The sequence below is a fragment of the Clostridium sp. AF28-12 genome (assembly GCF_003435225.1).
GTDB classification, from domain to species: domain Bacteria; phylum Bacillota; class Clostridia; order Lachnospirales; family Lachnospiraceae; genus Pilosibacter; species Pilosibacter fragilis.
In genome coordinates, this window is sequence record NZ_QWGJ01000002.1 from 248,570 (window position 1) to 268,597 (window position 20,028).

At 46.4% G+C, this 20,028-nt stretch carries 17 protein-coding genes and 1 CRISPR repeat array; all 17 genes read left to right on the top strand.

Annotated elements, in window-relative coordinates:
• Positions 1–17 precede the first annotated feature (17 nt).
• The 17 genes from DWY93_RS03350 to cas2e all read left to right on the top strand — a co-directional run bounded on the left by DWY93_RS03350 (position 18) and on the right by cas2e (position 18,758).
• Positions 18–1,988, top strand: a complete 1,971-nt coding sequence (locus DWY93_RS03350) for a YgiQ family radical SAM protein (RefSeq protein ID WP_117471784.1) — start codon at positions 18–20, stop codon at positions 1,986–1,988.
• Between the two features lie 76 nt (positions 1,989–2,064).
• Entirely contained in the window at positions 2,065–2,829 is a 765-nt protein-coding gene (locus DWY93_RS03355) for an SDR family NAD(P)-dependent oxidoreductase (RefSeq protein WP_117471785.1), read from the top strand.
• A 61-nt stretch (positions 2,830–2,890) separates the two neighbouring features.
• Positions 2,891–3,463, top strand: a complete 573-nt coding sequence (locus tag DWY93_RS03360) for an O-linked GlcNAc transferase-like protein (RefSeq protein ID WP_242990510.1) — start codon at positions 2,891–2,893, stop codon at positions 3,461–3,463.
• A gap of 11 nt (positions 3,464–3,474) precedes the next feature.
• Positions 3,475–4,473, top strand: coding sequence for an RluA family pseudouridine synthase (locus DWY93_RS03365; RefSeq protein WP_117469567.1), 999 nt, complete (start codon positions 3,475–3,477; stop codon positions 4,471–4,473).
• 100 nt (positions 4,474–4,573) lie between these two features.
• The gene (locus tag DWY93_RS03370; protein ID WP_015554454.1) at positions 4,574–5,131 is read left to right on the top strand and encodes a Holliday junction resolvase RecU; all 558 of its coding nucleotides are present in this window, start codon (positions 4,574–4,576) and stop codon (positions 5,129–5,131) included.
• On the top strand, positions 5,128–6,294 hold the full coding sequence (hflK, locus tag DWY93_RS03375; RefSeq protein ID WP_015554455.1) for an FtsH protease activity modulator HflK: 1,167 nt from the start codon (positions 5,128–5,130) through the stop codon (positions 6,292–6,294). Before DWY93_RS03370 ends, hflK begins: the two co-directional genes overlap by 4 nt.
• A complete protein-coding gene (locus tag DWY93_RS03380) occupies positions 6,295–7,170 on the top strand; it encodes a protease modulator HflC (RefSeq protein WP_015554456.1) in 876 nt (291 codons plus the stop codon).
• A gap of 164 nt (positions 7,171–7,334) precedes the next feature.
• Positions 7,335–8,576 (top strand): peptidase T, encoded by a 1,242-nt coding sequence (pepT, locus tag DWY93_RS03385; RefSeq protein WP_021904388.1) that lies wholly within the window; start codon positions 7,335–7,337, stop codon positions 8,574–8,576.
• Between the two features lie 155 nt (positions 8,577–8,731).
• On the top strand, positions 8,732–9,481 hold the full coding sequence (locus DWY93_RS03390) for a YoaK family protein (protein WP_117469568.1): 750 nt from the start codon (positions 8,732–8,734) through the stop codon (positions 9,479–9,481).
• A gap of 184 nt (positions 9,482–9,665) precedes the next feature.
• Positions 9,666–12,335, top strand: coding sequence for a CRISPR-associated helicase Cas3' (gene cas3, locus DWY93_RS03395; RefSeq protein ID WP_117471786.1), 2,670 nt, complete (start codon positions 9,666–9,668; stop codon positions 12,333–12,335).
• Positions 12,328–13,941 (top strand): type I-E CRISPR-associated protein Cse1/CasA, encoded by a 1,614-nt coding sequence (gene casA, locus DWY93_RS03400; protein WP_117471787.1) that lies wholly within the window; start codon positions 12,328–12,330, stop codon positions 13,939–13,941. The genes cas3 and casA overlap by 8 nt, the downstream gene beginning before the upstream one ends.
• Positions 13,942–13,958: 17 nt before the next feature.
• Complete coding sequence (gene casB, locus DWY93_RS03405; RefSeq protein WP_117471788.1) at positions 13,959–14,558, top strand: type I-E CRISPR-associated protein Cse2/CasB; 600 nt, start codon at positions 13,959–13,961, stop codon at positions 14,556–14,558.
• Positions 14,551–15,636: a type I-E CRISPR-associated protein Cas7/Cse4/CasC gene (gene cas7e / locus DWY93_RS03410; RefSeq protein WP_117471789.1), complete on the top strand. Its 1,086-nt coding sequence runs from the start codon at positions 14,551–14,553 to the stop codon at positions 15,634–15,636. Before casB ends, cas7e begins: the two co-directional genes overlap by 8 nt.
• The gene (cas5e, locus tag DWY93_RS03415) at positions 15,636–16,292 is read left to right on the top strand and encodes a type I-E CRISPR-associated protein Cas5/CasD (RefSeq protein WP_117471790.1); all 657 of its coding nucleotides are present in this window, start codon (positions 15,636–15,638) and stop codon (positions 16,290–16,292) included. The genes cas7e and cas5e overlap by 1 nt, the downstream gene beginning before the upstream one ends.
• Positions 16,289–16,948 carry a type I-E CRISPR-associated protein Cas6/Cse3/CasE gene (gene cas6e / locus DWY93_RS03420; protein ID WP_181968481.1) on the top strand — a complete coding sequence of 220 codons (660 nt, stop codon included), beginning with the start codon at positions 16,289–16,291 and terminating at the stop codon, positions 16,946–16,948. Before cas5e ends, cas6e begins: the two co-directional genes overlap by 4 nt.
• Positions 16,945–17,892 carry a type I-E CRISPR-associated endonuclease Cas1e gene (cas1e, locus tag DWY93_RS03425; protein WP_117471792.1) on the top strand — a complete coding sequence of 316 codons (948 nt, stop codon included), beginning with the start codon at positions 16,945–16,947 and terminating at the stop codon, positions 17,890–17,892. The genes cas6e and cas1e overlap by 4 nt, the downstream gene beginning before the upstream one ends.
• On the top strand, positions 17,892–18,758 hold the full coding sequence (gene cas2e, locus DWY93_RS03430; protein WP_117471793.1) for a type I-E CRISPR-associated endoribonuclease Cas2e: 867 nt from the start codon (positions 17,892–17,894) through the stop codon (positions 18,756–18,758). Before cas1e ends, cas2e begins: the two co-directional genes overlap by 1 nt.
• A 44-nt stretch (positions 18,759–18,802) precedes the next feature.
• Positions 18,803–19,993: a CRISPR direct-repeat array (repeat unit 28 nt; unit sequence GTATTCCCCGCGCAAGCGGGGGTGATCC).
• Positions 19,994–20,028 lie beyond the last annotated feature (35 nt).

Here is a 20,028-nt window from a genome sequence, read left to right on the forward strand (position 1 = left end):
GAATAAGGACATAACATATGATACATGATTTTCTCCCGGTATGTCGGGCAGATATGGAAAAAAGAGGCTGGGACCAGTGTGATTTCGTCTATGTTTGTGGAGACGCCTATGTGGACCATCCGTCCTTCGGTTCCGCAATCATCAGCCGTGTGCTGGAATCCTACGGATACAAGGTCGGGATCATCGCCCAGCCGGACTGGAAGGACAAAGAGAGCATCCAGGTTCTCGGAAGACCGCGTCTCGGCTTCCTCGTGAGCGCCGGAAATATGGACTCCATGGTAAACCATTATTCCGTCTCAAAAAGACGCCGCGATAAGGATTCCTACACGCCGGGCGGTGTTATGGGAAAGCGGCCGGATTACGCGGCGGTGGTTTACTGCAACCTGATCCGTTCTGTTTATAAGGATATCCCCATCGTGATCGGCGGGATCGAGGCGAGCTTACGGCGCCTGGCCCACTATGATTACTGGTCGAACAAGGTGAAGCACTCGATCCTCGTGGATTCCCAGGCAGACCTGATCTCTTACGGAATGGGCGAAAAGTCTATCGTTGAGATCGCGGACGCGCTGAACTCCGGTCTTGATGTGAAGGATATTACATTTATCGACGGAACTGTCTATAAGACAGACAGTCTGGATTCCGTATACGATGCGGTTACCCTGCCGTCCTATGATGAGATCAAAACAGATAAGAGACGTTATGCGGAAAGCTTCAATATCCAGTATAAAAATACGGATGCCTTTTCGGGAAAACGTCTTGTGGAGCAGTACCGGGACAACCTTTATGTTGTCCAGAACCCACCGGCAAAACCGCTTTCTGTTCAGGAGATGGATGATGTCTACGCACTTCCTTATATGAGGCGGTGGCATCCGTCCTACGATGCGGCAGGCGGGATCCCGGCGTTCTCGGAGGTGAAATTCAGCCTGATCAGCAACCGTGGCTGCTTCGGCGGCTGCAGCTTCTGTGCGCTGACGTTCCATCAGGGGCGTATTATTCAGGTACGAAGCCACGCATCGATCATCGATGAGGCGAAATACCTGACAAAGGAACTTGATTTTAAGGGATACATCCACGATGTGGGCGGCCCGACGGCGAACTTCCGCTTTCCGGCCTGCAAAAAACAGCTGAAATACGGAGCATGTCCTGGAAAACAGTGCCTCTTCCCGAAGCCGTGCGAAAACCTGATCGCGGACCATACGGATTATATCGCCCTCTTAAGAAAACTCCGGGCGCTGCCGAAGGTGAAGAAGGTATTTATCCGTTCCGGCATCCGTTTTGACTATGTTCTCGCGGACAAGAAAAAGGATTTTTTAAGAGAACTCTGCATGTACCATGTCAGCGGACAGCTGAAGGTTGCCCCGGAGCATGTCTCGGATCAGGTGCTCAGACTTCTCGGAAAGCCGGAGAATTCCGTCTATGAGAAGTTTGCTCAGGAATATAAAAAGATGAATGAGAAGCTGGGATTAAAGCAGTATCTCGTTCCATACCTGATGTCCTCCCACCCGGGTTCCACCTTGAAAGAGGCGGTGGAGCTTGCGGAACACTTAAGGGATCTTGGATACATGCCGGAGCAGGTACAGGATTTTTACCCGACACCGTCGACGATCTCTACATGTATGTACTATACAGGGCTGGATCCGCGGACGATGGAACCGGTCTATGTGCCGACGAACCCGCATGAGAAGGCGATGCAGCGTGCCCTGATCCAGTACCGGAATCCGGACAACTATGATCTTGTAAAAGAGGCACTGATCAAGGCCGGAAGAGAGGATCTCATCGGATTTGACCAGAAATGCCTGATCAAGCCAAGGAAGATGACGAAGGACATCGCAGATAGAAAAAAAGTCGGAACGAGGACCGGAAAAAAGCCCGGGAACGGGAAAAGGGAAGGAAAAGGTCGCCAGGTCTTATCCGGCAGAGCAAAGGGAATGGCCGGACAGACCGGTGGGAGAAGACCGAAGCCGAAGCAGGGAGGACGGAAGAAATAACGGCGTTATCCTGCGCGGATCTGTAAAAAGATGAGCATTGATACAGCTCGACCATATTTTTAGAAAGGCAGATTTCATGAGTGGAAAAAAGATTGCGATCGTGACCGGCGCGTCGTCGGGAATGGGAAGGGAGATGGTGTATCTCCTTGCGGATCACTTTGCGGCACTGGAGGAGATCTGGGTCATCGCCAGACGAAAGGACCGCTTGGAGGAGCTCGTTGGAAAGGTTCCTGTGTCCTTGCGGATCCTGCCGTTCGATCTTTCAGACGAGGAAGACCTTTGCATGCTTTCCGGACTTTTAAAACAGGAACAGCCGAATGTGAAGATCCTCGTAAACGGCGCGGGATATGGAAAAACAGGTGCTGCGGGAACGATCCCGGGCAGTCTCTCCACCGGAATGGTGCGGTTAAACGATGAGGCTTTGGTGGCGGTGACGGAGATGGTACTTCCGTATATCTCAGGGAACAGCCGGATCATCCAGTTTGCCTCCGCTGCGGCGTTTATGCCGCAGCCGGGATTCGCGGTCTACGCCGCGTCCAAGTCCTTTGTGCTGAGTTACAGCCGGGCTCTGGCTGCCGAGTTAAAAAAGAAGGAGATCTATGTGACGGCGGTTTGTCCGGGACCGGTCGAGACGGAGTTTTTCGGGATCGCTCTCAATGGGGGAAAGCTTGCACCTATCAAGAAACTCACGATGGCAGATCCGAAAAGAGTAGTGAAAAAAGCTCTCCTGGACAGTATGAAGGGCAAACGGATCTCGGTATATGGTCCGTGGATGAAAGCATTCTATGTTCTTTGCCGGATCGTTCCGCATGAGATCCTGATGGGGTTTATCAACTGGTAACATCCGGCTGCGGGACAGAGCACTGAAAATTTACAAAGTATAGCAGAAAAGAGGAAAAAACTTGAAATTACGACTGGAAAAAGGAACTTACCGTTACCGTACCGCCCATAAGAAACGTCAGCTTTTCTTTGTGGTACTGTTTATTCTGGCGATCGTTGCGCAGCTTATTTTAAGAAACTTTATCACGGCGCAGATCTATAAAAATCTTGTCACGATCAGTGCGATCCTCACGGTGCTGCCGATGGCAAACCTCGCATCCCCTCTGGTTGTTGCAGCGAGGATCCCGGAGGTCCCGGAGAAATTTCACGACGCGTGTGTTCCATACGAGGAGAAATTTCCGATCTTATACGATCTGATCATTACATCGAATGACCTGATCATGCCGGTGGACGCTGCGGTTGTCCATCCGACCGGGGTCTACCTCTACTGTCCGAACAAAAACGTGGACAGGAGGAAGGCGGAAAAATTCTTAAACGAGATGCTGGTGGGCTGGAAGCTGGACGGAAACGCGAAGGTCATGAACGAGGAGAAAAAGTTCCTACGGAGGCTTTCTGAGCTTAAGACCGTCACAGAGGAAGAGGATGACGGAAGCGCTCCGCATGTTTTAAAGTTATTAAAGAGTCTTTCCATGTAGGGGAATAAAAAATGAGAGAGATCGTGATTGAGAAGAACGAGGCGGGACAGCGCCTGGATAAGTTCCTTGCGAAGTACATGAATGAGGCGGCGAAGAGCTTTTTCTATAAGATGATGCGCAAGAAGAACATCACGCTGAACGGGAAAAAGTGTGAGGGAAATGAAAAACTCGCCGAAGGCGATGTCGTGAAGCTGTTTCTTGCGGAGGACACCATTGAAAAATTTTCCAGTGTTCAGGTGCAGGAGGTAAAGAAAGTAGATCTCGATATTCTCTATGAGGATGACGAGATCATTCTGGTCAACAAACCGGCGGGTATGCTGTCGCAGAAGGCTAAGGAGACCGATGAGTCTCTGGTGGAGTATCTGATCGATTATCTTTTGGGGAGCGGCAAGCTCACGGAGAGCGGGCTGCGCGCGTTCCGCCCGTCGGTCTGCAACCGTCTGGACCGGAATACCAGCGGTATCGTGGCAGCAGGAAAATCTTTGGCGGGTCTTCAGATGCTTTCCGGCGTGTTTAAAGACCGCTCGATCCACAAGTATTATCAGTGTCTTGTATCCGGCGAGATCCGGGATGTGAAGACGGTGGACGGCTGGCTTTTAAAGGATGAGAAGAAGAATCAGGTGCGGATCCTCACGGAGGCGGAGGCAAAGCGCTTTGGAGGAAGAGGCGGAGACGAGGAGCCGAAACGGATCCGGACAAAATATGAGCCGATCGCAACGGATGGAAGGTTTACGCTGCTTAAAGTGACACTTCTGACAGGACGTTCCCATCAGATCCGCGCCCATTTAGCGTCTCTTGGGCATCCGATCGTAGGGGATTTCAAGTACGGCGGAGTTTCGAAAGTCAACCCATCAGGGCGGACCGTGAAGTATCAGCTCTTACATTCTTACCGTCTGGAGTTTCCGAAACTTGCGGAACCGTTTGTCTATCTATCCGGGCGGGTGTTTGAGGCGCCGCTGCCGGGATATTTTGGTTCGGTACTGAAAGAGACAGGGATCAGGTCGCCATAAAATCTGGCAGCACCGGACAGACATGTGACAAACAGCTGGTTGACATAAAAAACTTATGTAAATCACTCAAAAATATTTGCATTGATGATAAGGAACAACTATGGGAACATGGAAAACCAGGGGCCTTCGTGGCTCCACGCTGGAAGATCTGCTCAACCGGACCAATGACAGCTACCGGGAAAAGAAGCTGGCTCTGATCCAGAAGATCCCGACCCCGATCACGCCCATCGAGATCGACAAAAAGAGCCGTCATATCACGCTGGCGTACTTCGACATGAAAAGTACGGTCGACTATATCGGTGCGGTTCAGGGGATTCCGGTCTGCTTTGACGCGAAGGAATGCGCGGTGAGTACGTTCCCACTCCAGAATATCCACCCGCACCAGATCGCATTCATGAAGGAATTTGAAGCCCAGGGCGGAATTGCTTTCATTATCCTCTCCTTCACAGCGGAGAACGAGATCTATTATGTTCCTTTTGATGTGGTGAACCGTTTCTGGGTACGGATGGAAGAGGGCGGAAGAAAAAGCTTTACCTATGATGAGGTGGTGCCGGAAGCGTACAGGATCCGGAGCCACCGGGACATGTATGTCCATTACCTGGAAGGGATCCAGCAGGATCTTGACCGGAAGGAAGAAAAAGGAGGAGACAGCGAATGATTGAGATGGTCATATGGCTCGTTGTGATCGCGGCGTTCGTGTTCCGGGCGTTAAAAAAGAACGGGACACTGGACGAACTCTTTGCGGGTGCAAAGAAGCGGAAAGAAAATAAGGCAGAGCGCGTGGTGTACGAACAGCCGGAGGAAGGTTCCGGGAAGAAGGAGAAGAAGAAGAAGGGGCCGGGGATCCGGGTCCCGAAGCACACAGGTCTTGCGGTGACTGCGGTTGTGATCGTCCTCGCGGCGGCAGTGCTTTCCTTCGACAGCTTCTATACTCTTTCCGAGGAGGAGATGGCGGTGGTCACCACGTTCGGAAAACCGGCAGTGGAGGAGGCATCAGGTCTTCACTTTAAAATTCCGGTGATCCAGCGCGTGACTAAGGTTTCCAAAGCCATCACGGGTATGCAGATCGGCTACACGACGGACCCGGCCCGGGCGGACGGCGCCTCCATAGACAATCCGGTATCTATCGAGAACGAGAGCCTGATGATCACAAAGGATTTCAATCTGACAAACGTGGATTTCTATGTGGAATACATGGTCACAGATCCGGTTCAGGCGGTGCGCCACAGAAGTGTGTACGAGTCTATCATCAAGAACCTGGCTCAGAGCTATATCCGCGATACCGTCGGCGTTTATAATGTTGATGATGTGATCACTACCGGAAAGACTCAGATTCAGGAGCGGATCAAAGAGCAGCTCACAAACCGTCTTGTCGAGGAAAATATCGGATATGGAATCTACAACGTGTCGATTCAGGATACGGAAATGCCGAGAGATGATGTGGCGAATGCGTTCAAGGCGGTTGAGGATGCGAAACAGGGCATGGAGACGGCGATCAACTCCGCAAAGAAATATCAGTCTGAGAACATTCCGGAGGCGAAGGCAAAGGCCGATAAGCTTTTGCAGGATGCCGAGGCATACAAGGAACAGCGGATCAACGAGGCAAACGGACAGGTGGCGCGTTTTGAGGACACATACGCGGAGTATGTGAAGTACCCGCTGATCACAAAAAAGCGTATGTTCTATGAGACTATGGAGGAAGTTCTTCCGGATCTCAAGGTCATCATCACCGGCGGAAACGGCACACAGACGCTGCTGCCGTTAGAACCATTTTCAGAGGCAGTTTCCGGCAGCGCAGCACAGACGGGAGGAGGGAACTAAATGAAAAAGACAGGAAAAAGAATCATAGGAATCGTTGTTCTTCTTCTGATCGTTGTTCTGCTTCAGGGAAGTATGGTGAGCACATACAATGACGAGTATAAGCTCATTCTCCAGTTCGGAAAAGTGGTCCGGGTGGTCGAGACGCCGGGTCTCAGCTTTAAGATCCCGTTTCTTCAGACAACACAGTCGATTCCTAATTATGAGATGATCTATGACCTTATTCCGAGTGAAGTTAATACAAGGGATAAAAAGGTGATGGTAACGGATTCCTTTGCATTGTGGAGTGTTACAGATCCGCTGGCATACCTTTCCAGACTCGGAGCGAACAAAGCAAATGCGGAAAGCCGAATTTCCGTCGTTGTATATAATGCTGTAAAAAATGTCATTTCCTCCACGGATCAGGCAGATGTGATCTCCGGCCGTGACGGAAAGCTGGCAGAGATGATCACAGAAAAGATCGGTTCTTCTCTGGACAGCTACGGAATCAAGGTAAAAAAGGTGGAGACGAAGCTTTTAGACCTCCCGGATTCCAACAAGGAGGCTGTTTACCAGCGTATGATCTCCGAACGGCAGAATATCGCTGCCGGATATATCGCAGACGGTGAGTACCAGTCCAATGTCATCAAGAACAGTACGGATAAAGAGGTCTCCATCATCATCTCCGAGGCGCAGGCCCAGGCGGAGAAGATCCGGGCGGAAGGCGAGGCAGAGTATATGAGGATCCTTTCCGGCGCGTACAATGACGAGGGAAAGGCCGATTACTATAATTATATCCGCAGTCTGGACGCGTTAAAGGCGAGTCTCAAGGGAGATAATAAGACGATCATTCTGGATGAAAATTCAGAGCTTGCGAAGATCCTTAGGGGAAACTATTAAGGAACGGCCAGGATAAAACCGCAACAGCGGAAAATTCCTGTGAAGCAGTGATGCTGTGGATCCGGAACGATCCGGACGAAGCAGGCTGCTGCGGGACATAACCGCGGTCAGTAAAAAAGATCGTGGATGTCTGATAAATAATGATACGGTAAAGGAGAAGGGTTATGTCAAAAGTAGTTGATTATTTCCTCAAGTATGTAGCATTCGATACGCAGTCCGCAGAGGATGCGGGGACAGTTCCGAGTACGGAAAAACAGTTCGCGCTGGCGAAGCTTCTGTCCGAACAGTTAAAGAATATCGGGGTGAAGGACGTCTCCATGAGTGAGCACGGCTACGTGTACGGAACGATTCCGGCAAACGGGGATTATAACTGCCAGACCGTCGGCTTCCTCGCGCATATGGACACTTCACCGGATTGTCCGGATGAGAATGTCCGCCCGCAGCTCGTCAAACACTACGACGGAAAGGATATCACTTTAAATAAGGCGCTCGGAGTGAAGATGACAACAAAGATGTTCCCATTCTTAAAAAACTATGTGGGACAGGATCTGATCACCACCGACGGAACGACACTGTTAGGTGCAGATGACAAGGCGGGAATTGCCGAGATCATGACCATGGCAGAGACACTTCTGACACATCCGGAGATCCCGCACGGAACCATCAAGATCGCTTTCACACCGGACGAGGAAGTCGGACACGGCGTTGACTTCTTTGATGTTCCCGGCTGGGGCGCAGATGTGGCTTACACCGTTGACGGCGGCGCCTGGGGCGAGATGGAGTATGAGACCTTCAACGCGGCATCCATGAAAGTCACGATCCATGGAAGCAACATTCATCCGGGCAGCGCGAAGAACAAGATGAAAAACTCGATCCTGATCGGTCTGGAATTCCAGTCAATGCTGCCGGAGAACGAGAAGCCGCAGTATACTGAGAAGTACGAGGGATTTTTCCACTTAAACCACATCGGTGGAAATGTGGAGAATACAACTCTCCACTATATCGTCCGTGACCATGATATGACGCGGTTTGAGGAGAGGAAAGCGCTCGGAAAGAAGATCGGCGAGTTCCTGAACGCGAAGTACGGTGAGGGAACCGTCGAGGTGGAGATCGCAGATACCTACTACAATATGGCTGAGAAGATCCGTCCGCATATGTACCTGATGGATGTGGCTGCTGAGGCATTTAAGGAGCTTGGCATCGAGACTCCGGCGATCAATCCGGTCCGCGGAGGCACGGATGGATCAAGGCTTTCCTACATGGGACTTCCATGTCCGAACCTCTGTACCGGCGGACATAACTATCATGGAAAGTATGAGTTCATCTGCATTCAGTCCATGGAGAAGACAGTGGAGCTGCTTCTTAAGATCGCGGAAAAGTTTACGAAGGTTGAGAAGCAGGCATAAAATCTGGATCAGGATATGGCTGTTTAGAAAAAGCGGGAGGCGCTGGATATCGCTTCCCGCTTTTTTGGATGTATGAACGCAATTTAGAACATGTCTTTATGTTGAAGGGGCAGAGCATTCATGATATAATCATGCGCAGAAAGGCGGTACAGATTATGATAAAAATGATTCAAAGACGTCTGGACGCGATCCTGCATTGGAATATTTCCTTTGTGGGCGGTTTCCTCGGCGGTTATGCAATCCTTTCCCATGCCGGAGTCTTCGGCTCTGCACAGACAGGAAACCTGATGGAGATGGCTTCGAACGTCCGATTTATGGAATGGGAGGAATTGGGACTTCGTCTTCTGGCGATGGTGATCTTCGCCTGCGGTGTGATCGCTTCCTATATGCTGACAAACTATACAAACTTACATATGCGGAAGCTGGCGATCTGGGTGGATGCGGCCGGTCTCGGACTTACGGCCCTGCTGCCGGATTGGTTCTCGCCGATTGCGGGTGTTTACCCGATCTTTTTCTGTTCAGCATTCCAGTGGGGTGTATATTCCGGCGCAGATGGTTTCAACAGCGCGACGGTCTTCATCACAAACAACTTCAAACAATCCGTCCTCGGCTGGACGCAGTATGCGTTGACAAAAGATAAAGAATTTAAGAGAAAAGCCGTGCTCTACAGCAACACGGTACTTATGTTCTTTCTCGGCGCCCTCCTTGGTGTCACCGGTGTAGCTGCCTTCGGCAACGCCCTCGGTGCCTGCGTAGGCTTTATTCCCCTTGCTGTCGCGCGGATCTTTATCAGCATCGGTGAACTTCCGATAGAAGATGAGACTCCGGAGGAGACAGAGGAGGAGGCAGAAGAGATGATGGAAGAGGCGAAGATTTTGGAGAAGGAAGAGAAGAAGAAAATTTAAAAATTGTATATTTGATGAATGGGAATAGGCAGTTGATTCAGGGATGGGTCGGCTGCCTGTTTTGCGTAACAGAGGAAATACTATGGAATTTTGAATATATTATATGGCTTATGGTTTACAAAAATACCAGTGGTGTTAGAATATATTATATGATTCAAAATATAAATTGTCATGGAGGGTATAAATGATTCCTGAGATTCGCTTGCTTGCAGCAAAGACCAGCAGGGATAATGATAATTTGTGGCTTCCACTGTTAGATCACTTAAAAGATACAGCTGGAGTTATAGAATACCTATCGAGCAGATGGTTACCGGGCTCTGTATATGATGAGATGGAGATTTCGAGAAAAGAGGGAATACGATTAGCAAAACTGCTCGCATTACTGCATGATATAGGGAAAGGTATCCCGGCATTCCAGACAAGAATATTGGAACAGCTTCCGGACATCAAGTGTTTTCAAGAAATGGCCGGAATCGAAACAAACTTGAATAAAACACAGATGGATATTAAACATGCACATGCAGGGGCTGTCCTTCTTCGAGCAATGGGATATCCGGAATCAGTGGCAGCGATTGTAGGCGCACACCATGGTTCTCCCGAACCCAATAACATGGATGATGATGCATTCGATGAATTAACATTGGAACGAAAAAAATATGGAGATAAAAATTCTATATGGCGGAAAATGCAAGAGGAACTTTTGAAATGGGCATTAGAAGAGGCGGGATATTCGGAAAAGGGAGAGATTCCAGATATTTCGGAAGCGGCTCAGATGATTTTTTGCGGCCTTTTGATTATGGCAGATTGGATTGCAAGCAACAGCTACTATTTTCCTTTGCTTTCTGTAACAGATGATACAGAACCATATGATAACAATCGGTCAAGGGACGCAATGAGGTATCTTAATCTGCCCGACGGATGTTTGATGGGTTCTGCGTGGAAACAGGAGGATTTTTTTGAAGAGAGGTTCCATTTTACTGCAAATCGAGTACAGAAGGAAATGTATGGTGTTGTAGCCAGAATGGAAAAACCAGGATTGATCATTCTGGAGGCACCAATGGGAGAAGGAAAAACGGAGGCGGCTCTTGCAGCAGCTGAGATTCTTATGAATCGTTTCGATTTAAAAGGAATTGCCTTTTTTCTCCCATCACAGGCAACAACGAATGCCATGTTTACCAGAATCAGTTCCTGGCTAACAGGTCAGTCAGATATTAATCAGGTTTCGATCCAGCTTTATCATTCCAATGCGGAATTAAATGAAGATTTTAGAAAACTGGAATATGGGGATGTCTGCATAGAAGACGATGATCAGGATGCTTTGATAGTTCATAGCTTTTTCAGAGGAAAGAAAACAAGAATGTTATCCGATATTGTGGTTGGCACAATCGATCAGCTTTTGATGGCAGCATTGATGCAGAAACATGTGATGCTTCGTCATCTGGGGCTTGCAGGAAAAGTTGCAGTGATTGATGAGTGCCATTCATTTGATCCTTATATGAATACATATTTGGAAAGTATTTTGCAGTGGCTGGGGATTTATCATATTCCAGTAATTCTTTTGTCAGCTACGCTCCCGGGGGATAAACGATTGGCTTTGATGCAGGCATATGCCGGAAAGAAAAAATGTAAAAATGCCTTGATTAAGGAAACAACTTCATACCCGTTGATTTCATGGTCAGATCATGAACGGGTACAATTAATACCAATTCCTTATGATAAAAAAGACAAGGTTGTTCAGATCGTTAGAGAGAATGAAGAACAACTGGAAGAAGAAGTCCGCAATGTATTGAAACATGGCGGTTGTATGGGAATTATATTAAATACTGTTTCAAGAGTGCAGAAAATTGCAAAATTCATACAGGATAAATTTCCGGAAGCAAAAGTATTGATTGATCATTCGCAGTTTATCCTTCCGGATCGACTTGAACATGAGAAAGAAATTTTGAACTGTGTTGGAAAACATTCGGCGAATGAGCAGAGAAGAGATGTGGTTGTAGTTGGAAGCCAGGTGCTGGAGCAATCATTGGATCTTGATTTTGATGTACTGATAACAGATCTATGTCCAATGGATCTTTTGCTGCAAAGAATCGGTCGTCTTCATCGCCATGAGAGAAAAAGACCGGAAATGCTTAAAAGTGCTAGATGTATAGTATGGAATTCAGAGTTAGACAATCTGGAAAAGGGAGCAACAGCAGTTTATGGAGAGTATCTGCTGTTGCAAACATCAGCGCTCCTGCCGGAAAAGATTATGATACCGTCCGATATCTGCTCACTGGTACAGAAAACCTATTGCGAAATAGATGAGAATCAACGCTTTCAGCCTGCATATGAAGAGTATAAGAAGGAGTGTATGCTTAGGAAGCAGAATGCGAAACCATATTGTCTGGAGAAACCAGAGATAGGAAAATATGGAGGGACTTTGGTTGGGCTCTTGGACAAGTCAGTCGGGCTTGATGATGTAAAGGCACAGGCTGCAGTGCGAGACGGAAATCCATCAATAGAAGTGATTGTTGTAAGAGAAACAGAAGCTGGTTTTGTATCTATAATTGCCGGAAAATTAAAAGGGAAAAAATATAATCTCAGGGAAGCAATATCAATTGACGAAGCCAGAGAAATATCAGAGCAAAAACTCCGCCTTCCTCAAAGATTAGCACAGCCATGGTGTGCAGAGCGTGTAGTCAAACAATTGCGGATAGATATGGAACAGCATACAAAAGAGTGGCAAAACAACCCTATGCTTGAAGGTGAGCTGATATTATTTTTAGATGCGACAAATCACGCGAGTTTGGATGAGATTCAGCTGTTTTATGATGAAAAGAAGGGCTTAGAATGGGAGGTTGAGAAATGTGGATGATAAAAAATATAATTTATTAGACGAACCATGGATTTGCGTCATGAAAGAAAATGGAGAAGTGAAGGAACTTTCACTGATGGACGTGTTGCTCCATGCACATCAGTACCGAAGATTGGCCGGAGAGTTGCCGACGCAGGATGTTGCGGTGTTAAGATTGCTTCTGGCTGTGTTGCAAACGGTTGTTTACCGATACGATACAGATGGCAATGAAGATGAACTTGTTGAAACAGAGGATGCATATGAACGGTGGAAAGAAATTTGGAATGAAGGAAAACTTCCGGAAAAACCGATTCGGGAATATTTAACAAAGTGGAAGGAACGTTTTTATCTATACGATAGTGACAGGCCATTTTACCAGGTACCGAAAGCTGCAATTGGAACAGAATGTAAAGCAGCAAAGTTAAATGGTGAAATCTCAGAGAGTAGTAATAAGCTGCGCTTGTTTTCAAATCGTGCGGGAAAAGAAAAAGAATTTTTAAGTAATTCAGAAGCAGCCAGATGGTTGTTGTATCTGAATGGATATGATGATACATCTGCAAAGCCAAAGGAAAAGGGACTCCCATCACCCGGAACAGGATGGCTTGGTAAACTGGGATTAATTTATGCAGATGGAAATAATTTATTTGAAACCCTGATGTTGAATCTTGTATTGGTTAATATTTCAGATAAAGAATGTTGGGGCAGTCCAAAGCCTGTGTGGGAAGCAGAAACAGTTAAGGATGCGGAGAGAACTGAAATCGCGGTCCCATCAAATCAGGCAGAACTACTGACAGTACAATCCAGAAGAATTCTTCTAAAAAAAGAGGAGCAAGGGGTCAGTGGTTATTATGTGTTGGGAGGTGATTTTTTTCCAAAAGAAGCAGCATATATGGAACAAATGACTGTATGGAAAAGATATGAGCCGAAAGGAAATGCCGCTCCGTATTATCAGCCAAGAAGACATTTGCCAGAAAAACAGATGTGGCGCGATTTTTCAAACCTTGTTATTTCAGATCAGGAAAACAGAACACCGGGAGTACTTGAATGGGTCGCTTGGTTGAAAGATAAGAAAATGATTGATAAAAAGAAAATCATTTGTTTTAAGACAGCCTCTGTACAATATGGGGACAAAGACTTTTTTGTAAAAGATGTTCTTGGCGATTACCTGGAATTTCACACAGACTTATTAACTGTAAATGGGAAAATTCTTGTAAGAATCATACGTGAAGAAATTGAAAAATGTGAAAAAGCAGCAAATATAGTGAATCATTTAATAGAAGACTTAAAGAAGGCAGCAGGAGACTGTTCAGGTGAAAAAACTCAATATGGAAAAGAAGAGTACTTTTACCAGATAGATATACCATTTCGCAGTTGGTTAAAGGAACTGGATCCGATAGGTGAGAGTGATTCTGATTATTATGAGAACATTCGAAGCGATTGGAGAATTCAGGCATATCGGATAGCGGAAAAGCTTGGTATGAACTATGTTGAACAAGCAGGAGATAAGGCTTTTGTTGGCCGGGAAATACAAGAAAAAAAGGATGGAGTTGAAAGAAAAGTTTATTATTCATCTTCAAGTGCCTTTAATATATTTAAGTGGTCATTAAAAAAATGTTTTGAGCTGTAGCAAGGAGGGATTATTGTATGGGAAACCAGGGACAGATGGTCAGAAAGTATATGGCCATGCGTCTGAAACAATGGGAGAATGAGCCGAATGATGCACGCGTCAAAGGAGAACTGGCCCAGCTTCGTCATGGAATTGGAAAAAAGCCCGGAGAAGTTCCTGAAATGTGGGAACTTTTATTTAACGGATTTCCAGAAGAATTGATGAGCAGAAATGGAGAACCCAGTTGGGCTGAGTGGGCGGTATCCCTTTCCTTATGCATGTATGCTCTGCATCAGCAGGGAAGTGATATTCATCAAAATAACATGCATAGTGAACAGCAATCATTAGGAAAAGCAGTTAGAAAATTGGCGGCTTTGCAGGATGAATCAGAACTGGCACGAATTCGAAAACGATTTACTGTTTTTGCAACATCGGCAGATATGGAAGAATGTGCGTATTATCTTCGAGGATTAGTACAGCTTCTGCGGGCAAAGGGCGTGCCGATGGACTACATTCAGCTGGCATATGATCTATATCAATTTCAAACGGAGAATGGTGCCCAGAAGGTTAAGCTTCGCTGGGGACAGGATTTTTATCGAGTAGTAAAACAGGAAGAGGAGAAAAAAGAAAATGAGTAAAAATTTGTATATTGATCTTCATGTAATTCAAACACTTCCGCCGAGCTGCGTAAATCGTGATGATACAGGCAGTCCTAAGACAGCAATTTATGGTGGTGTAACCAGAGCGAGGGTTTCAAGTCAGTCTTGGAAACGTGCAATGCGCCTTATGTTTGCTGATATGTATACAGAAAAAGAAAAGGGAATTCGAACAAAGAAAATTGTAGATCTGCTTGCAAAGAAAATATCTGAGCTGGATTCGGAAATTCAGAGTACTGAAAAATTGGCAAAAAAGGTATTAGAAGCAGCCGGAATTAAATTAACAGAGAAAAATGGAAAAGTAGAAACAGGAGCTCTGTTTTTTATTAGTGCAAAACAAATTGAAAAACTGGCAGAAAAGGCCATTGCCCATCCGGATGGAAAATTTGAAAAAGAGGATAAAAAAGAATTGCAGGAGGCATTAAAAAACTACCCCTCAGTTGATCTCGCATTGTTTGGCCGCATGGTGGCAGATGAACCTTCCTTGAATTATGATGCGGCGGCACAAGTGGCTCATGCTATATCAACACATGCTGTACATAATGAATATGATTACTTTACGGCTGTTGATGATTGTACATCGGAAGACAATTCCGGGGCAGGACATCTTGGTACGGTAGAATATAATTCATCTACCTTATATCGTTATGCGACTGTGAATGCAGCAGAACTTGTAAGATACTTGGGAGAAGATACTCCGAAAGCAGTTAGAAATTTTGCAGAGGCATTTATCACTAGCATGCCGACAGGAAAACAAAACACATTTGCAAACAGAACACGTCCGGATGCTGTTTATGTGACGGTTCGCAGAGATCAGCCGGTTAATATGGCAGGCGCTTTTGAGAAACCTGTTATCACAAAGGGTGGATATGTGGAGCAATCAATAAAGTCGTTGATTGATTATGCAAAGGAATCTTATGAAGATTATGTAAATGAACCGGAAATGGCATTTGCAGTGGGAAGAGAGTTGGAGCCGCTTGCGGCAACAATGAATTTGACAAAATTATTAGATGAACTGGAAAAACAGGTTTTGAATGATCTGGAAGAGGTGAAGGAATAATGAGTACATTGCTGCTTCGGTTGGCAGCACCACTTCAATCATGGGGAATTGATTCGAAGTTTGATATTCGTCGGACAGGACGGGAACCCAGCAAAAGCGGGGTGATTGGACTTATCTGTGCAGCACTTGGAATCAAGAGAGATGATGATGAGATGGTGAGCCAGTTAGCAACACTACGATTTGGTGTGCGTGTTGATAAAGAGGGGCATTTTGTGCGTGATTTTCACATGGTACGATCAAAAAAGGGAGAATCATATGTCACAAACCGTTATTATCTTGCGGATGCAGAATTTCTGGTAGGTTTTGAAAGTGTGGATGAAGAACTTTTGAAAAAGATCGAATATGCATTATTGAATCCAGTGTTTCCGTTATATCTGGGACGAAGATCGTGTCCGCCGACCGGAAGATTATGCCTTGGTATCAGAAAATTGGAATTGGAAGAAGCTTTGCTTGAAGAAGAATTTCGGAATGAATCAATTGAAACAGTACGCATAGTGATGGATGCAAAAAAAGGAGAAGACGGAAATATTGTTAAGGATTTACCGATATCCTACAATCCAGAGCACAGAAAGCATATGTTTCGAAAAGTGACAGAGAAATATCGAGCGGTGCGAGAACCGCTTCAATGCCATGATCCAATGGCAGAATTGGGGTGATTGGTTTGTATTTAAGCAGAATGACATTGGATGTGACTAAAAGGAAAACATTGCAGGCGTTAAGTTCACCAAACTTGTTCCACGGAGCAGTTGAGTCTTCGTTTGATATGACGGAAGCGGTTCGGCAGAGAAATCTATGGAGAATCGATCAACTTAATGGTAATTATTATTTGCTTATTCTGAGTCGGGAAAAACCAGATCTCTCTGAAGCGATAACTCAATTTGCACCGGAAGGTGAAGGATGGGCAACGAAAGAGTATGATCCTTTTCTGGAGAAAATCAAAGCTGATTCACGGTGGCATTTTCGCTTGACGGCAAATCCAACCTACCAGAAAGCTGCGGGAAAGGATCAAAGAGGCAGAATTTGTGCACATACTACGGCAAATAATCAGCGAAAATGGCTTATAAAACAGGGGGAACTGCATGGCTTTGCAGTGAGTGAAGATTCTTTTGAGATCAGGGAATCTAAATGGTACCACTTTAATAAGACTGTTGGAAAGAATCAGGTTAGTATGCTGTCTGTAACATATGAAGGCATTTTAAAAGTAGTGGATGAAGAGAAAGTACGAAAAGTGCTGACAGATGGTATTGGACGTGAAAAGGCATATGGAGTAGGTCTTATGACACTGGTACATGTAGAGAAGGGAACAGTATGACAAATATTCCTGGAATGATACGGCCGGAAATCCAGATGCTGCCGCAGGTTGCAGATCGACTGACATTTCTTTACTTAGAGAGATGTGTACTAAATCGACAAGATAGTGCAATCACAGTTGCGGATGATAGAGGAACAGTTTTTGTACCGGCAGCAGCGATCAGTGTGATTATGTTGGGACCTGGAACGAAGATCACTCATCGAGCGATGGAATTAATTGGAGATGCCGGTGTCACAGTGATATGGGTGGGAGAACAGGGGGTGCGTTATTATGCATCGGGCCGTCCTCTCACCCATCGTGCGGCACTTTTGCAGAGACAGGCAGAATTAGTCAGCAACATGAGAATGCATTTAAATGTTGTCAGGCAGATGTATTGCATGCGATTTCCAAATGAAGATGTTTCCCGACTTACACTTCAGCAGTTGAGAGGACGGGAGGGAGCAAGAATTCGTGCAGTATATAAAAGAGCATCAAAAGAGTGGAATGTACCTTGGAATGGGCGCGAATACGATCCAGAGGATTTTACAAGTGGAGATCCTGTTAATCAGGCATTATCCGCCGGTCATGCATGTCTTTATGGTCTGGCACATGCGGTAATTGCTGCGTTAGGGTGCTCGCCGGGGCTAGGATTTGTACATGTCGGACATGAAAATTCATTTGTATATGATATTGCAGATTTATATAAGGCAGATATCACGATTCCGTTAGCGTTTGAAGTGGCTTCATCGATCCCCAAGGAAGAAATTCCATCTGTGATGCGGAGAAAAACCAGAGATAAAATGGTAAAAATGAATATTCTGAAACAAATGGTGCACGATATCAAATCTTTGCTTGCCAAAGAAGGAGAAGCTGAGGATTCAGATGCAGTGTATTTGTGGGATAACAGAGTCGGGGAAGTTGAAAATGGACGTTCATATGGAGAAGATCTTGAAGAAGGTGAATAATGGTAGTTGTAACGCTGACAGATTGCCCACCTAAGCTGCGCGGAGATCTTACAAAGTGGCTTATGGAGATCAATACAGGAGTATACGTTGGAAAGGTGAGCGCAAGAATTCGGGAAATACTTTGGACACGAATCTGTGAGAATCTGTCCCAGGGACGGGCAACAATGGTATATAATACTAATAATGAACAGGGAATGGAATTCTGTGTTCACAACTCATCCTGGAAACCTGTGGATTTTGATGGAATACAATTGGTTATGCGTCCAGAACAGGCACGATGCGAAACAAAAGCGCGTGCAAGCAGGGCAGAAGTTCAGCAAATGCTGATTAAGAAAAAGCAATATAGGGCAAACAAAGAACGACAAGAAGGTTATGTGGTGATAGATTTAGAGACAACAGGATTAAATAGTTCATCAGATGAGATTATTGAGTTGGCGGCGATCAGAATCATTAACCACGAAATTGCAGACCAATTGGAGATTCTAGTAAAAACAGAAAAAGGAGTTCCAAAAGTAATTACTGAACTTACGGGGATTACAGAGGAGATTCTTGAGGAAAAGGGGGTGGTTCTTTCTTCGGCGATGGAGAAGTTCTGTAAATTTATTGGAGAAAGCGCAATAGTGGGACATAATATTGCATTTGATCGTAGCTTTTTAAAGGAGGCTTGTCGAAAGACCAATCGAATGAATCTGAAAAATCCAGCAAAAGATACATTAGATCTTGCTAGAAGGCGAATCGACGATATTGATGATTATAAGCTTCATGCACTGGCAGACTATTTCCAGATAAAAGTTGAGGAGGAACATAGGGCATTAAGTGATTGTATTACGACATTTCAAGTATATGAGAAACTAAATGAAATTTAGCGGCAGAGAGTGGAAAAATGCTGTAAATAAGGGATTCTTTTAGTGTATTCCCCGCGCAAGCGGGGGTGATCCCCAGGATATGAACCTATATTGTATGTTCCGTCAGTATTCCCCGCGCAAGCGGGGGTGATCCCGAGTCTCTGGTTAAGCATCCAGACAAATACCTGTATTCCCCGCGCAAGCGGGGGTGATCCTAAACAACTCATCCGTGGTAAATGCCGCCGTGGGTATTCCCCGCGCAAGCGGGGGTGATCCCTTCTATTCCATCTTGAATCATTAACATAGTTAGTATTCCCCGCGCAAGCGGGGGTGATCCCTGTTTTTGCGGCTGTTTCAGATAAAGTTCTGCGTATTCCCCGCGCAAGCGGGGGTGATCCCAGAACACCCGGAAAAATCTACTGTATTATTTAGTATTCCCCGCGCAAGCGGGGGTGATCCTGTAAACGCCGAAGTGGCGCTGCGATTGGCGGAGTATTCCCCGCGCAAGCGGGGGTGATCCCAACGATTACACAACCTCTCACCAATATAAACGGTATTCCCCGCGCAAGCGGGGGTGATCCCCCTACTCGTACTGCCGATCCAGTTAAATATGCAGTATTCCCCGCGCAAGCGGGGGTGATCCTCTGTTGTGCCATCAGGGGTATTTTGTACGAACGTATTCCCCGCGCAAGCGGGGGTGATCCCAGCACAGCAGACCGGCGCGGCGGCGAAAGGGTGTATTCCCCGCGCAAGCGGGGGTGATCCTATTGCTGGCACTCTTCGAGTGTGGCGAAATACGTATTCCCCGCGCAAGCGGGGGTGATCCCACGACCGCGTAAGGAATCGCGGCAGTGACAAGGTATTCCCCGCGCAAGCGGGGGTGATCCTATTCCCCGCATCTAAATAAATGCACCCATCCAGTATTCCCCGCGCAAGCGGGGGTGATCCCTAACGCTCTCATTTCAGTACTCCTCCCCACCTGTATTCCCCGCGCAAGCGGGGGTGATCCCCATGAGGCGGATCGGATCTCCCGGCTTATACGGGTATTCCCCGCGCAAGCGGGGGTGATCCCCATGAGGCGGATCGGATCTCCCGGCTTATACGGGTATTCCCCGCGCAAGCGGGGGTGATCCCTTGTCAAATAATTCATTCAGACGTTCCCGTTCGTATTCCCCACGCAAGCGGGGGGTGATCCTGATCCAGAATTTCTTTCACTGCTCTCGGTACTGTATTCCCCGCGTAAGCGGGGGAATCCCGTATTAAAGCATGGACTCTAAAAAGAAAAATCCAC

Coding starts and splice junctions, on each gene's coding strand:
- DWY93_RS03350 (WP_117471784.1), top strand. CDS start 18: ATGATACATGATTTTCTCCCGGTATGTCGGGCAGATATGGAAAAAAGA.
- DWY93_RS03355 (WP_117471785.1), top strand. CDS start 2,065: ATGAGTGGAAAAAAGATTGCGATCGTGACCGGCGCGTCGTCGGGAATG.
- DWY93_RS03365 (WP_117469567.1), top strand. CDS start 3,475: ATGAGAGAGATCGTGATTGAGAAGAACGAGGCGGGACAGCGCCTGGAT.
- DWY93_RS03370 (WP_015554454.1), top strand. CDS start 4,574: ATGGGAACATGGAAAACCAGGGGCCTTCGTGGCTCCACGCTGGAAGAT.
- hflK (WP_015554455.1), top strand. CDS start 5,128: ATGATTGAGATGGTCATATGGCTCGTTGTGATCGCGGCGTTCGTGTTC.
- DWY93_RS03380 (WP_015554456.1), top strand. CDS start 6,295: ATGAAAAAGACAGGAAAAAGAATCATAGGAATCGTTGTTCTTCTTCTG.
- pepT (WP_021904388.1), top strand. CDS start 7,335: ATGTCAAAAGTAGTTGATTATTTCCTCAAGTATGTAGCATTCGATACG.
- DWY93_RS03390 (WP_117469568.1), top strand. CDS start 8,732: ATGATAAAAATGATTCAAAGACGTCTGGACGCGATCCTGCATTGGAAT.
- cas3 (WP_117471786.1), top strand. CDS start 9,666: ATGATTCCTGAGATTCGCTTGCTTGCAGCAAAGACCAGCAGGGATAAT.
- casB (WP_117471788.1), top strand. CDS start 13,959: ATGGGAAACCAGGGACAGATGGTCAGAAAGTATATGGCCATGCGTCTG.
- cas7e (WP_117471789.1), top strand. CDS start 14,551: ATGAGTAAAAATTTGTATATTGATCTTCATGTAATTCAAACACTTCCG.
- cas5e (WP_117471790.1), top strand. CDS start 15,636: ATGAGTACATTGCTGCTTCGGTTGGCAGCACCACTTCAATCATGGGGA.
- cas1e (WP_117471792.1), top strand. CDS start 16,945: ATGACAAATATTCCTGGAATGATACGGCCGGAAATCCAGATGCTGCCG.
- cas2e (WP_117471793.1), top strand. CDS start 17,892: ATGGTAGTTGTAACGCTGACAGATTGCCCACCTAAGCTGCGCGGAGAT.